This window comes from Corynebacterium argentoratense DSM 44202, from assembly GCF_000590555.1.
Lineage (GTDB): Bacteria > Actinomycetota > Actinomycetes > Mycobacteriales > Mycobacteriaceae > Corynebacterium > Corynebacterium argentoratense.
In genome coordinates, this window is the sequence record NC_022198.1 from 720,099 (window position 1) to 733,683 (window position 13,585).

14 protein-coding genes are annotated in these 13,585 nt (G+C 57.6%); 8 read left to right on the forward strand and 6 right to left on the reverse strand.

Going from position 1 to position 13,585, the window contains the following annotated elements; translation table 11 throughout:
- Nucleotides 1-113: 113 nt before the first annotated feature.
- The 3 genes from dapD to CARG_RS03605 are packed head-to-tail and all read right to left on the reverse strand — an operon-like array spanning nucleotide 114 to nucleotide 3,541.
- Nucleotides 114-1,082 carry a 2,3,4,5-tetrahydropyridine-2,6-dicarboxylate N-succinyltransferase gene (gene dapD / locus CARG_RS03595; protein ID WP_041747371.1) on the reverse strand — a complete coding sequence of 323 codons (969 nt, stop codon included), beginning with the start codon at nucleotides 1,080-1,082 and terminating at the stop codon, nucleotides 114-116.
- 18 nt (nucleotides 1,083-1,100) lie between these two features.
- The gene (locus CARG_RS03600) at nucleotides 1,101-2,483 is read right to left on the reverse strand and encodes an amino acid permease (RefSeq protein ID WP_041746954.1); all 1,383 of its coding nucleotides are present in this window, start codon (nucleotides 2,481-2,483) and stop codon (nucleotides 1,101-1,103) included.
- 59 nt (nucleotides 2,484-2,542) lie between these two features.
- On the reverse strand, nucleotides 2,543-3,541 hold the full coding sequence (locus CARG_RS03605) for a DapH/DapD/GlmU-related protein (RefSeq protein WP_020976039.1): 999 nt from the start codon (nucleotides 3,539-3,541) through the stop codon (nucleotides 2,543-2,545).
- Between the two features lie 64 nt (nucleotides 3,542-3,605).
- Here CARG_RS03605 and dapE point away from each other — a divergent pair, with 64 nt between their 5' ends.
- The 4 genes from dapE to CARG_RS03620 all read left to right on the forward strand — a co-directional run bounded on the left by dapE (nucleotide 3,606) and on the right by CARG_RS03620 (nucleotide 6,768).
- Nucleotides 3,606-4,766 (forward strand): succinyl-diaminopimelate desuccinylase, encoded by a 1,161-nt coding sequence (gene dapE, locus CARG_RS03610; protein ID WP_020976040.1) that lies wholly within the window; start codon nucleotides 3,606-3,608, stop codon nucleotides 4,764-4,766.
- A 46-nt stretch (nucleotides 4,767-4,812) separates the two neighbouring features.
- Nucleotides 4,813-5,571 carry an LOG family protein gene (locus CARG_RS03615; protein ID WP_020976041.1) on the forward strand — a complete coding sequence of 253 codons (759 nt, stop codon included), beginning with the start codon at nucleotides 4,813-4,815 and terminating at the stop codon, nucleotides 5,569-5,571.
- A 103-nt stretch (nucleotides 5,572-5,674) separates the two neighbouring features.
- Nucleotides 5,675-5,845: a DUF3117 domain-containing protein gene (locus tag CARG_RS09825; protein WP_020976042.1), complete on the forward strand. Its 171-nt coding sequence runs from the start codon at nucleotides 5,675-5,677 to the stop codon at nucleotides 5,843-5,845.
- 38 nt (nucleotides 5,846-5,883) lie between these two features.
- Nucleotides 5,884-6,768, forward strand: a complete 885-nt coding sequence (locus tag CARG_RS03620) for a methyltransferase domain-containing protein (protein WP_020976043.1) — start codon at nucleotides 5,884-5,886, stop codon at nucleotides 6,766-6,768.
- 4 nt (nucleotides 6,769-6,772) lie between these two features.
- Here the strand turns inward: CARG_RS03620 and CARG_RS03625 are convergent, their stop codons facing one another.
- Together CARG_RS03625 and glgA are read right to left on the reverse strand one after the other, a co-directional pair.
- Nucleotides 6,773-8,188 (reverse strand): glycoside hydrolase family 32 protein, encoded by a 1,416-nt coding sequence (locus CARG_RS03625; RefSeq protein ID WP_020976044.1) that lies wholly within the window; start codon nucleotides 8,186-8,188, stop codon nucleotides 6,773-6,775.
- Between the two features lie 99 nt (nucleotides 8,189-8,287).
- The gene (gene glgA / locus CARG_RS03630; RefSeq protein ID WP_020976045.1) at nucleotides 8,288-9,523 is read right to left on the reverse strand and encodes a glycogen synthase; all 1,236 of its coding nucleotides are present in this window, start codon (nucleotides 9,521-9,523) and stop codon (nucleotides 8,288-8,290) included.
- Between the two features lie 145 nt (nucleotides 9,524-9,668).
- Between glgA and glgC the strand changes: the two genes are divergently transcribed.
- Nucleotides 9,669-10,895, forward strand: a complete 1,227-nt coding sequence (gene glgC / locus CARG_RS03635) for a glucose-1-phosphate adenylyltransferase (protein WP_407637007.1) — start codon at nucleotides 9,669-9,671, stop codon at nucleotides 10,893-10,895.
- A 92-nt stretch (nucleotides 10,896-10,987) separates the two neighbouring features.
- Here the strand turns inward: glgC and CARG_RS03640 are convergent, their stop codons facing one another.
- The gene (locus CARG_RS03640; protein ID WP_390886769.1) at nucleotides 10,988-11,698 is read right to left on the reverse strand and encodes an O-methyltransferase; all 711 of its coding nucleotides are present in this window, start codon (nucleotides 11,696-11,698) and stop codon (nucleotides 10,988-10,990) included.
- A gap of 124 nt (nucleotides 11,699-11,822) precedes the next feature.
- On the opposite strand from CARG_RS03640, the gene sigE reads away from it, so the two are divergent.
- From sigE to CARG_RS03655, 3 genes are all read left to right on the forward strand, one after another.
- On the forward strand, nucleotides 11,823-12,485 hold the full coding sequence (sigE, locus tag CARG_RS03645; RefSeq protein ID WP_236620161.1) for an RNA polymerase sigma factor SigE: 663 nt from the start codon (nucleotides 11,823-11,825) through the stop codon (nucleotides 12,483-12,485).
- 111 nt (nucleotides 12,486-12,596) lie between these two features.
- Nucleotides 12,597-13,016 carry an anti-sigma factor family protein gene (locus tag CARG_RS03650; RefSeq protein WP_020976049.1) on the forward strand — a complete coding sequence of 140 codons (420 nt, stop codon included), beginning with the start codon at nucleotides 12,597-12,599 and terminating at the stop codon, nucleotides 13,014-13,016.
- Nucleotides 13,017-13,076: 60 nt separating this feature from the next.
- On the forward strand, nucleotides 13,077-13,565 hold the full coding sequence (locus CARG_RS03655) for a Sec-independent protein translocase family protein (RefSeq protein ID WP_020976050.1): 489 nt from the start codon (nucleotides 13,077-13,079) through the stop codon (nucleotides 13,563-13,565).
- The last annotated feature ends 20 nt before the right edge of the window (nucleotides 13,566-13,585 follow it).

A 13,585-nucleotide genomic window follows, 5' to 3' on the forward strand; every position in this document is an offset into this window, starting at 1 on the left:
GTGAGCATCCATCACCCCGCCCATCTATACGTTGAGCTACCTGGTAGCACCAAGGGGGCACAAAAACGGGGCGAAGGCACCTGCTGCCCTCGCCCCGCTAAAAACCGGCCGCACTAGTTAGCGTGCAACGCCTCATTCAGCGCAACTGCAGCGGACTTCCACGCCACAGCCTCAATAGCACCAGACACCGAATTGCGGCGGAACAAAATATTCGACGCGCCAGACAACTCAGCAGCCTTCACTGCATCGCCATCCTGCAAACTCAAAGCCTCAGCGACGCCGCCACGAACCAAAACCTTCGAACCGGCAGTCACATACAAACCAGCCTCGACCACGCAGTCGTCGCCTAGCGAAATACCGCAACCCGCGTTGGCGCCCAGCAAACAACGCTTGCCGATGGAAATAATCTCTTTGCCGCCACCGGACAGCGTGCCCATAATCGAAGCGCCGCCGCCGACATCCGAACCATCATCCACCACAACACCAGCAGAAATACGGCCCTCAACCATCGAGCTACCAAGTGTGCCAGCATTGAAGTTCACAAAACCCTCATGCATCACGGTGGTGCCCTCAGCCAAATGCGCACCCAAACGGATGCGGTCAGCGTCACCAATGCGCACACCAGACGGCATCACATAATCAACCATACGGGGGAACTTATCCACCGAATACACCGTCACAGGGCCGCGGGCCTGCAGCTTCGCACGAGTGACCTCAAAGCCCTCAACCTTGCACGGACCGAAGTTCGTCCAGACCACATTGCTCAGAAGACCAAACACACCATCGAGGTTCGCACCATGAGGCTTGACCAAACGATGCGACAACAAGTGAAGGCGGAGATACGCGTCATAAGCATCAACAGGAGCAGAGGACAGATCAGCAGAAGTCGTCGCAATAGCAACGCGAGAAACCCCGCGGTCAGCGTCTTCACCGACCAGAGAGGCCAACTCGGCAGGAGCATCAATACGTTCGGTGCCAGCCGACGACGAACCCTCGCGGAGCTCCGGTGCGGGGAACCAGCAATCCAGCACAGTTCCGTCGGGAGTTACAGTGGCAAGTCCAGTGGCGTATGCAAAAGTCATGGGGTTAAACATACCAGCCTATGCAACCACGTCAGCGGCCTGCTTGTTTCGGCTACCAGGAGCCAAGAAAGACAAAGCGATCAGCACTGCAGCCAACACCGCGACAGCAACGATCTGCATACGTGCCCCAGCATCGGACAACATCAACAGCAGCAAAGCAGCAAGCATCGCTACCGTTACCCAGGACAGGACAGGGAATCCCCACATCTTCACACGAAGTTCACCTTCTGCCTCCAGTTCGCGGCGAAGCTTAATCTGCGACAGGGCGATCATGAACCAGATGACCATCAAACAACCGCCGACAGCGTTGAACAGCATGCCAATCAATTCCTTCTGATCAGACAGCTGCAGAGCAACCGACAGGAAGGAGAAAAAGACCGACAACAAAATCGCCGGAATCGGAACACCGTGAGAGTTCGTGCCGCGGAACCACCGAGGTGCGTCACCACGCTGAGCCAAGGAATACACGAAGCGAGAAGTACCATAAATCTGTGCGTTAAAAGCCGACAACAAAGCTAGCACAATGATCGTTTCCATGAATCCCACCACGCCAGGCACATGGGCCATCCCGAGGATCAAAGTGAAGGGAGAATCGGCTGCACTGTCCGCCCCGCCGATCGACTCGTAGGGCAGCAAGAAGCAAATGACAACAACAGCGCCCAAGTAGAACAAAGAGATGCGCCAAATGACAGAACGCACCGCAGTTTTAATGGACTCAGAAGGCTGCTCAGATTCTGCCGCAGCGATAGTCACAATCTCAATGCCGCCGAACGCAAACGCAACAGCCAACAAGCCGGCAGCAACGCCACTAATCCCATTGGGCATGAACCCATGCTCGCCGATGAAGTTATCCAAACCCACAGGCTGGCTATTCGGCCACAGGCCGAAAATCAACAAAGCACCAATCACCAGGAACAAGCCAATGACAGCAACTTTGATGAAAGCAAACCAGAATTCGAACTCGCCGAAGCCGCGAACACCGGCAAGGTTAATAATTGAAAACAGCACTACGCATACCAAAGCGGGAATCCAGGGGGCAACCCCAAACCACTGAGCCATGATTGCGGACGCGCCAGTAATTTCCGCGCCCATCACCATCGTCAGCATGAACCAGTACATCCACCCAAGCATGAAGCCAGCCCAGTGGCCGAAGGCCATCTGGCCATAGGTGGAAAAAGAACCGGACGCTGGGCGGGCAGCAGCCATCTCGCCCAGCATCTGCATAACGAAGACGACAATCAGGCCAGCAAAAATGTAGGCGAGCAAAATGGCGGGGCCAGCGACCGAAATACCTACGCCGGTGCCGAGGAACAGGCCGGCGCCAATCGCAGAACCCAATCCCATCATGGTGAGATGTCGGGTTTTTAACCCTTTACCCAGTTGTGTCGAGTCCGTAGTCATACAGTAAATGTAGCGAACCTATTGACTATTTAAAGAACCTTAACTCCCAAACGGGGGTGCTAAGCAGGCACAGGGCGAACCACCGGAGTAGAAGCGCCAGCCTCAACCGCAACCGACCAATTACTTTCCCCAGACAGTACCGATGCAGGCAGAACCCGACCTGCACGATCGCCACACGTGCCGTCATCACTAAAAAGCAACGGAGTATCCGCATCAATCACCACGTTGTTACCCAAGGAACAATTATCACCAAAACGAACACCAAGCAGCCCGGAACTTACCCCCAAAGTGCAATTCTTCCCGATACTCATCGGAATACGCATGCCGTGATCATCCCGCGGCGCCATCAACGTAGCGGACAAACCAACCCGAGTGCCCTCGCCGACCATGATGCCGTAAGACAAACGCCCCTCGATTTTCGCAGCACCAAAAGAACCCGAATTAACGCTGACAAAACCCTCACGCAACACACGCGTGCCAGGAGCCAAATACGCGCCCAAACGCACACGCTCAGCCTCCGCGATCTGCACACCCGAAGGCACAACATAATCAACCATTCGCGGCAACTTATCGATCGCATACACGTGAATCAGTCCGCGAGAACGCAAAGACGTGCGCACAAACTCGAAATTATCAGGCATACACGGGCCCTTGTTCGTCCACACCACCGTCTCCAGCAGGTTAAACATCCCATCCATGTTGATTTCCTGCGGACGCGCCAAGCGGTGCGACAGAAGATGCAGACGCAGATACACATCGTGGGCATCACGCGGCGGCTCAGCCAGCGACGAGATCGTGGTGCGCACCGCCACCTGCTCGATCATGCGATCCTCGTCGAGCTTCACCAACGACAACATCTTGGAACTCAACGCATGCGCACCCAAACGTGTGGTGCCAGCAACATGGCCACCATCATGCACCTCAGCAGCAGACAACATCGTGGGGTGCGGAAACCACGTATCCAACACCGTTCCATCCAAGGCGATATTGGCAATACCAATGGCGGTAGCCCCAAGATCGGCAGGGATGGCATGCAGGATCGGGTCAGGCGCGCTCATGCCATTCAAGCTTACTAGGCGCCATCGCGGACTCCGCAGAGCAGTCGGTCGCTAGGGTAGTGGTGTGAACTCCGCAACTAGCACAGACAACAACCGACAGCTCCCGCGTCTCACACTCGACGACACGGCCGTAACCCTCACCGAACAGCTCGTCGACATAGCCAGCCCCTCCCATAACGAGGCCGCCATCGCCGACGTCGTAGAACATGCCCTGCGCAACCACTTCAACGGGCGCGACTGCTCAGTTGAGATCCACCGCTTCAATAACAACGTCATCGCGCGCACCAACTATGGGCTACCGAGCCGCGTGATCCTCGCAGGCCACCTGGACACCGTCCCGATCGCCGACAATGTCCCCAGTCACCGCGAGACCGCCACCGTCGAAGGCCAAGCAGAAGAACAAATCTGGGGCTGCGGCAGTGTCGACATGAAAAGCGGCGACGCCGTGTTCCTCCATGCTTTCGCAACCCTCGCTGACGGCGGCCTGCAACGCGACGTCACCCTTATCTGCTACGAAGGCGAAGAGGTCGCCAGCCGCTTCAATGGGCTGGGGCACATCGCCGAGCAGCATCCGGAATGGCTCGAAGGTGACGTAGCCATCCTGGGTGAACCCAGCGCGGCACGTATCGAAGGCGGCTGCCAAGGAAGTATCCGGCTGAGGATCACCGCGCATGGGACGCGGGCGCACTCCGCGCGCGCCTGGATGGGGCTCAACGCCATGCATGTGTTGTCGCCGGTGATCAGCCGAGTCGCTGCCTATCAGCCCGCTACCATCGATATCGATGGGCTGAAGTATCGCGAAGGTCTCAACATTGTGCACTGCGAATCCGGGGTGGCAACCAACACCATTCCCGACGAGGCCTGGATGTTCGTCAACTTCCGTTTCGCGCCCAACCGCACCGTCGACGAGGCGCTGGCACACATGCTTGAGGTACTGGACCTGCCCGAGGGCGTGTCCTACGACATTGATGACGCCGTGTCTGGCGCACTGCCCGGACTGTCTGTTCCGGCCGCGCAGGAACTGATCGACGCCACCGGTGAAGCACCCGCCCCGAAATTTGGGTGGACGGATGTGGCTCGTTTCTCCGAGCTTGGTATTCCCGCCGTTAACTTCGGCCCGGGCGACCCAGCGCTGTGCCACAAACGCGACGAGCACTGCCCGGTGTGGATGATCGAGCGGGCATCCCAGGTGATCCTCGACTACCTCGGTGGTGCCGGTAGATAGTTTTGGTCCACTCCCTCTGGGCGTCGATGACGCTACTGTGGTGGGCATGAGCGACAAACAAAAAGCGGCAGTCAGTGCCCAGCGCGTGATGCGCGGCCCCGTGTTGGTTCGGTCCGAAGGCAAGCAGCAGTCCACCACAGACAGTCGACTGTTGGATAGCCAGAAGGATACTCACTGGCTGCACTCCGATCCGTGGCGTGTGCTGCGGATCCAAAGCGAGTTTGTCAACGGCTTCGGTGCACTGGCTGAAATGCCACCAGCTGTCGCCGTGTTCGGTTCGGCGCGCATCGGTGAGGGAAAATTCTATGACCGTGGTCGTGAGTTGGGGCAAAAACTCGCGCGCGCCAACTATGCGGTGATCACCGGCGGCGGCCCAGGCTTAATGGAATCGTCCAACAGGGGAGCGTTGGAAGAAGGCGGGCTTTCTGTCGGGCTAGGTATCGAGCTACCTCACGAGCAGCACCTCAACGATTTCGTGGAGCTTGGGCTGAACTTCCGCTACTTCTTCGTCCGTAAGACAATGTTTTTGAAATACAGCCAGGCGTTTGTGTGCTTGCCGGGTGGCTTCGGCACTCTCGATGAGCTTTTTGAGGCCCTGTGCATGGTTCAGACCGGAAAGATCACGCACTATCCGATTGCGTTGATCGGCACCGAGTTTTGGGGTGGGTTGGTCGATTGGATTAAAGATCGATTGGTTGCCGAGGGCATGATCAGTCCGGATGACACCGATTTGTTCATTGTGACCGACAGCGTTGACGAAGTTGTAGATCACATTACCCAGGCTCATGCTGACCTGGATCACTAGAGGCAGCTACACTTGGTAGAGGTTGGGCTTCGGGTTTCCCGGAGCCGATTGCGCCGCGTACGCCGTGTGCACCGTGCACACGCTTTATCTTAGGAGTGCATTTATGGCCGCTATGAAACCCCGTACTGGCAATGGTCCGATGGAGGCCGTCGAAGAGGGCCGCAAGATCGTTATGCGTGTTCCCACTGATGGTGGTGGCCGCCTGGTCATTGAGATGAATAAGGAAGAAGCGGGGGAGTTGGGCGCGTTGCTCACTGCCGTTGCGGAAAGCTAGAACACCCAAGTCGTGGCCGGCGTTGTAGGATGGCTAGCATGCTGACCGACATCATCGACGTGCTGGCCGACCCTACCGACGGTTCTTCTTTGCGTATCGCCGACGATGGCACACGCATCGTGTCGGACACCGGCCATAGTTACGATATTGCCCGCCAAGGCTATGTGACTCTCGCAGGGGGCGAGGGCCTGCGCTATTCGGGTGATGACGCCGCGATGATTGCGTCGCGCGAAACCTTCCTGTCCCAGGGACATTTCGCTCAGTTTGTTGAAGCAATGACAGCCAACGTTCACACGGCGCTAGATTCTCGTGAGAGCACTAATGACGATGACGAATTCGATGCGCCGGTGACCTTGTGCGAAATTGGTGCCGGTACCGGCTACTACTTGGCCCATTCTTTGGATGACATCATGGGCAGTCGCGGCGTCGGAATTGATATTTCCATCCCGGCAGCAAAGCGTTTGGCCCAAAGCCACCCACGCGTGGGCGCAGTGGTGGCTGATGCATGGTCCAGGCTTCCCATCGCTGACAACAGCGTTGATGTTGTCACCGTGGTGTTTGCACCCCGCAATGCCCAAGAATTTGCCCGCATTCTCAAGCCTGGTGGTCAGGTTGTTGTGTTGACCGCAGACACTGGCCACCTCGGCGAGCTACGTGAGCCGCTGGGAATCATTGACGTGGAAAAAGGCAAAGTTGAGCGCATGATTCAACAAGCCAGCGGGTTCCTCACACCAGTGGGGGAACAGGAAAACGTGGAATTTACCATGTCCCTGGACCAGGCCTCCATCGCCGCTCAAATTGGCATGAGCCCCTCCGCCCGGCATATCCACCCTGAGGTTCTGCAGGAGCGCATTGCGGCTCTGCCAGCACACATGGATGTTACAGCCAGGGCCTGCATCACACGCTTCGAAGTGGCCTCCTAAGACCCTACGTGTCTTGGGTGGGGGATACCTCGTAGCAGCGCTCCACAGCAGCGCTGCCGAACGTCTTGACCGCGAAGGACTGGAAGCCGCCATTAAAGTACACGCGGCTAGCTAGAGTGGCGACACCACCATCGGCGAAAACTTCCACAGTGGAGCCATCGACGATGATCGTCAGTGAATCGGGAGAACTCCCATCCAAGGGGGCGACCGCTGGGTCGTCCCCTTCATGTTTGGGATTCATCGAACGGTCAACCATCACTTCCGTTGCCGTATGGCTGATACGTGCTGCAGTTGCCCCCGCGGCGTCAACAAGATCAACCGTGACACTCGCGGCGGGGGAGCGGAACACTTCGGTGTGCTCCGCCGTCGCATCCAGATCGATCAGGCCCATCCACCCATGCGCCCTGTATGACTGCTCAATCGCCTGAGCCAGACCCGGCATAGGCGTTTGATAGAGAGTGCCGTCCTGCAATGTGGTGCGACGCGGCAGAGACAGGCAGTTTGCCCACCCCTCCGACTGCATACTCAGCTGAGTCGTCGGATTATCATAGCGACCGACACCATTCATCGAACCAAACAACACCGCGGTCTCAAATAACTGCGAGCCGATCGTATTGGTGTTTCGGGGGCGGGTGAAGTCATGGCCATAATCGATACGGCGGAAAGGCTTCGACACCTTAAAAACCGTCCCATCCAGCTTGCCCACCATATAGCCCGACACATCCACGCCATTGTGCTCAATCGTTGCAACCAGCACCTCCCAGATACCGCCCACAACTTCGTCTTTAAGACGGATGATCCGCGGAGCAACCAAGTCGGCATCCGTCCCAGTATCGCCCTCGAAGCGAAGCGGACCGCTGAGCTGCCAATCGTAAGCATTGTCGGAGCAGGCAATCATCAACTGCGGATGATCCACCGGGCCACTCACCGCCAACATGTTCCATCCCCCATGCGGATCCTCAACCACGCACGGGGAACGAAAAGCCATCTCTGGCTGGTCTTCGAACAATCTGCTAACGAAGCTAACGTGCTGATCGACCTGGCTAGCCTCATCGGAGACATCAACCGTTGTCTCCTCAAGATCGCTGATTTCTGCAAGATCAATGAAGCAATTCTCGCCGTCACCGTTGGGCTCGACAGCGGTGTAGAACAACAAGACCTTATCGCCCACCGCAACCACGGACCCAGCTCGCAAGCGAGACTGGGAACCGCTGGGGGCAAGCACGTCGTCGCAAATATCCCACGCGTAGGGCGAACCTGATGACACCTGGTGTGCCCACCGGCTTGGGCCGCCCAGCTGGGGCTGAAACTGGTGGAACATGTGCCACACATGCCCGTCGGTCAGCACACCCGCAGGTGCATTCAACACGCCGATCTCGGGGGTGACGTGAAGTTCGGGCCGAAGGGGGGCGTAGCTCATGAGGACTCTTCCACTGGATAAACAGTTGACTAACGCCACCAGGATAGTGAAAAACTCCCGCCGGGGTCGGGCCGGCAGGAGTTTAGACGGTAATAACCGCTACATTAGGCTCGAATACAGCTCGACCGTCTGAGCCGCGATCGAAGACCAAGAAAACTCGTCGATCGCGCGTTGACGCCCAGCGGCACCAAACGCCGTGGCCTTCTCAGAATCACCAACCAACAGGTTGACCTTCTCCGCCAAACCACGCTCGAATTCTTCCGCGCGGGTAGGGTCGTGCTCCGCGGCAGGGTGATAGTGCACCAAGAACCCCGTCTGTCCATCAACAACAACCTCGGGGATACCGCCTACATCAGACGCGACCACGGCAGTAGCGCAGGCCATCGCTTCCAAATTGACGATACCCAAAGGCTCGTAAATCGACGGGCATACAAACACATCGCTGGCGGTGAGGATCTCTTGAATCTTTGGCTTATCCAGCATTTCCTGAACCCAGAACACACCATCTCGTTGCGATTGAAGCTGTTCCACAAGTGCGGTCGTTTTCGCCGCAATCTCGGGAGTATCCGGGGCGCCGGCGCATAACACCAATTGCACACCCGGAGTGAAATGCGCCGCAGCCTTGATCAAATGGCGCACGCCCTTTTGCCTGGTGATACGACCAACGAAGCACACGATTGGGCGGGTGGGATCCACGCCCAGGTCCTGTAGAACAGAACCGCCGGCGGCCGCAGCCTCGTCGAAGGTTGGCCGCGGCTGCCACAGCTGAGTATCAATACCATTCAAGATGACGTGGACTTTATCGGGAGACACTCGAGGGTAGGCCTCCAGCACCGAACGCTTCATACCTGAGCTAACAGCCACGATAGCGTCGGCATATTCCATCGCATTGCGCTCCGACCAGGAAGAAACCTCATAGCCACCACCGAGCTGCTCCCGCTTCCACGGACGATCAGGCTCCAGAGAATGAGCAGTCACAACATGCGGAATGTCGTACAATTTGCCGGTCAAATGCCCACCGAGACCCGCGTACCACGTGTGGGAATGCACGACGTCAATACCCGGAACTCCCGGCGCATCGCCAGGATGGCTGATGGTGCCGGCAGCTGTGGCCATTCGCAAACCCGTAGACAACGTTTGCAGGGAAGCATTGGCATCCGCCAAAGCAGGATCAACCCCGTGAACATATACATCGGCTTCGTCCCTGGGGGATCCGACGCAATGGACATCAACATTGATCAACTCGCGCATGTGGCGGACCAGCTCCGCGATATGCACCCCGGCCCCACCATAAATCTCCGGCGGGTATTCCTTCGTCATCATTGCAACTCGCATAGTTTCTAACTTAGTCCCCAAACCCTAATGACATGGCCGAACCTGCATCCTGCAATGTGATCAATACCCTTTATGGGTGTGATATTGACGGGTAGTTCTAGGCATTTGTGAATTTAGCGGGCGAAAAAGGGGCAGTAGTAATAAGTTGAAACATGTGAGAAGCCAACCACATGTTCTAGCAATTGTCCTCGCAGGTGGTGAGGGTAAGCGCCTTTTCCCGCTCACTGCGGACCGCGCCAAGCCTGCAGTGCCCTTTGGGGGAACCTACCGCCTCATTGATTTCGTTCTTTCCAACCTTGTCAATGCCGGCTACATGCAGATCTGCGTGCTGACCCAATACAAGTCGCACTCCCTTGACCTTCATATTTCCTCCTCCTGGCAGCTGTCGGGCCTCGCCGGTCAATACATCGCACCAGTTCCCGCGCAGCAGCGACTCGGAAAACGCTGGTTTACCGGCTCTGCCGACGCCATCCTGCAGTCACTGAACCTCATCTCCGACGAAAACCCCGATTACGTCATCGTTTTCGGCGCAGACCACGTCTACCGCATGGACCCCAAGCAGATGGTGGATGAGCACATTGCGTCCGGAGCATCCGTGTCAGTGGCCGGCATCCGTGTGCCACGTGACGAGGCCAGCGCTTTCGGATGTATCGAATCCGACGACGAGGGCAACATCACCAGCTTCGTGGAGAAGCCGGAGAACCCGCCGTGCACCCCGGACGACCCGACGATGACCTACGCATCGATGGGTAACTACGTGTTCACCACCAAAGACCTCATCAAGGCCCTTAAAGAAGATGCCGATAATGAGAACTCCGAACACGATATGGGCGGCGACATCATCCCCTATTTCGTCGCCAAGAACGCAGCTCACGTCTATGACTTCATGAGCAATGACGTCCCGGGGGCGACCGAGCGCGATAAAGGCTACTGGCGAGACGTCGGCACCATCGACGCTTTCTACGAAGCTCACATGGACCTCATTTCCGTCCACCCGGTGTTCAACCTCTACAACCGCTCTTGGCCCATCCACAACCGCGACGATGGCAACCTGCCCCCCGCGAAGTTCGTGGCCGGTGGTATCGCGCAATCGTCCATGGTGGCCTCTGGATCCATCATTTCCGCGGCTACAGTGCGTAACTCTGTGGTGTCTAACAACGTCATCGTTGAAGAAGGTGCCACGGTCGAAGGTTCAGTCCTGATGCCCGGTGTGCGCATCGGTAAAGGTGCAGTGGTGCGCCACGCCATCCTCGACAAAAACGTCGTGGTATCCGACGGCGCATTCATCGGAGTCGACCATGAACGCGACGCCCAGCGCTTCACGATCAGCCCCGGCGGCGTCGTATGCGTAGGTAAAAACGAAGAAGTCTAAGCACGCACAACAAACGGCCTTCGTGGTGGCAACACAACGAAGGCCGTTATGCATTCAGCAGCCAACAAGACTGCAATGATTTTTGTGCGGCTCTAAGACACCTTTGTAGCCACAGCCATGCCCGCGCCCAAAGGCAAGCGCGACAACACGATACGTCCCTCAGCGGCCAGACGACGCAAATGCTCATCTGTCTCCCGCGCTGCGACGATATCCCGCTCCGTACGAGACGAATCCGCGACTGTGCCATCCAACAAATAGTCCGCGAGAACCAGCGCCCCACCGGAAACCAGAAGAGGCAACGCGGCGTCAACAAGAGCGCGAGCATCCTGGGGTCGAGTTTGAGCGAAAACCAACTGATAATTGTCCGCGGCCAGCCTGCCCATCACCTCCAACGGGCGGGAAGGCAAAAAGCGGGTCTGCGAACCACGCAAACCGACAGACGCAAAAGCCTCACGCGCGCTGCGCTGATGCTCAACCTCCGGGTCAATACAGGTCAACTGAACATTGTCGCGAGCGCCGCGAACAATGTGAAGACCGACCACGCTAGCGGCGGGAGTTACCACAATCGCCGAAGGAGAAGGTCCCGCCTGAGACGCCAACACCGACAACAGTGAACCTGTAGCCGCGTCGGGGAAATCCACGCCGAGCTCAGCTGCATCCGCAGTTGCCTTCGACAGCGCAGCTTCCACACTGACAACACTGCCCGATGAATCGCCGGGTGTAGACGCAGGGGTAGCCTGACAATCCTCCACCAGGGTGGAAGAAATATAGCTGGACATCAGATCAAAAGGGGAGGCACTCACCCGGCCTAGTGTAGTGCGCACACAACCACCAGCGGCTGAAGGCACGCGGCACCCATGCACAGCATCTTCACAGACTCCCGTAGGTTTCCTCACAGCCCACTAACGACGTTAAACTAAACACACCATGCATACTTCCGACATGAAGCGCGACACCCGCACTGCAGCAGCACCGGCACACACCCACAACAGGGCTGTACCGGTAGCTACCCCTGCCGGAAGTACTGGGGGAACAGAAGCCTTCGACAAAGGCGAAGGCACCATGTCTAGTTGGTCAGACATCGTCTCCCAACACGCCGACAGTGTGTACCGCCTGGCATATAGGCTCAGTGGCAACGAACAAGACGCCGAAGACCTCACCCAAGAAACCTTCATGCGCGTCTTCCGTTCACTCGACCGCTACAAGCCAGGCACTTTTGAAGGCTGGCTACACAGGATTTGCTCCAATCTCTTCCTCGACATGGCTCGCCACCGCTCGGTGATCCGCATGGAGGCACTACCGGAAGACTACGAGCGCATCGCCAGCACCGACCTTGGGCCAGAGCAGGCCTACCACCACATCAACATGGATCCAGCGTTAGAAAAAGCCCTCAATAGTTTGGCGCCGGAATTCCGCGTTGCACTGGTTCTTTGTGACGTCATGGGCCTGAGCTATGACGACATCGCCGACACCCTCGGCGTCAAACTCGGCACTGTGCGAAGCCGTATTCACCGTGGTCGCACGCAACTTCGCGCAGCCCTTGAAGCCGATACCGCTGCCAAAGAACTCATTCCGGCGTATCCTCGGTGACAACCTCGCCATGTGCACCCAGCACCCAGCGAAAGCGTTGTTAGGTAGTTGATTCCGGCACAGCTGGCAGGCACAGGTAGCAAAAGCTCACAGGAAGGAGGCGACACAACAGTGAACACAGCACGCAATGGCAATCCCGATCAGCCGGGCAATCGTGGGCAGTCAAGCTCTCGCACTACGCGTCATTTCGCCTCCGTCGAACACTTGAGTGCCGAGGCTGTGGCCGCCTACGTTGATGGAGAGCTCGGACGAGGAGCCCGCCACAGAGCCCAAGTTCACCTGGTGCACTGCGAAGAATGCCGCGCAGATGTCGCAGCCCAACGACAAGCCGCCGATAGGCTCCGCCAGGCAACCGTCGCTAGTGACAACGACCTGTGCGTGCCCAATGCGCTTCTCGACAAGCTACGCGGGCTAGAAGAATCCTGCCCTCAAGGCCCCGGCCCCGACGCCGTGTTTTTAGAGCAGCCACGCTCCCTAGGGGATAAAGTGGAACTGTTTTATCGAGCCGTCGTGCGCTCCCGTAAGCTCTAAAGCAATGGTCCTCAGCGGCGCCGCCGGCGCAGCCTTCAACAGCAAAGGTGCAATGTTCTAGTGTTGTCATCAGTCGGCTGGAGTGAAATAATCTTCATCCTCGTGCTGGCGCTCATCCTCGTGGGACCTGAGCGCCTGCCAGGCCTCATCGAAGACATTCGAGCAGGTCTGATTGCCGCCCGGCGAGCCATCGACAATGTGAAAGCTGAAATGCGTGATGAAGTAGGCGACCTGGGGGAGTTCGCCAAGCCACTGGGAGACATTGCTGCCTTCAGCCGCATGGGGCCCAAAGCCGCAATCACACGCACCCTCCTAGATGGCGACTCTTCGCTGTTCGACTCGCTAGAAGAAACTAGCAACCTCGCACGCCGCGGCTTGACTAGACCGGTGAAAAAGCCCGAGTCTCCGCTGTCCCAACCTGTTCAACCCACCAGAACGCCTCCTGGGGTCGAGCAGCCTCCCACAAGCCCCGAAACAAACGCTCCCGCGTCACGTCCTAAGGCAGACGGTAGCAACCCGGGTAAGCCCACCTGGGAAGACATTACTTAGTGCCCTTGTAGCCGAGTGAG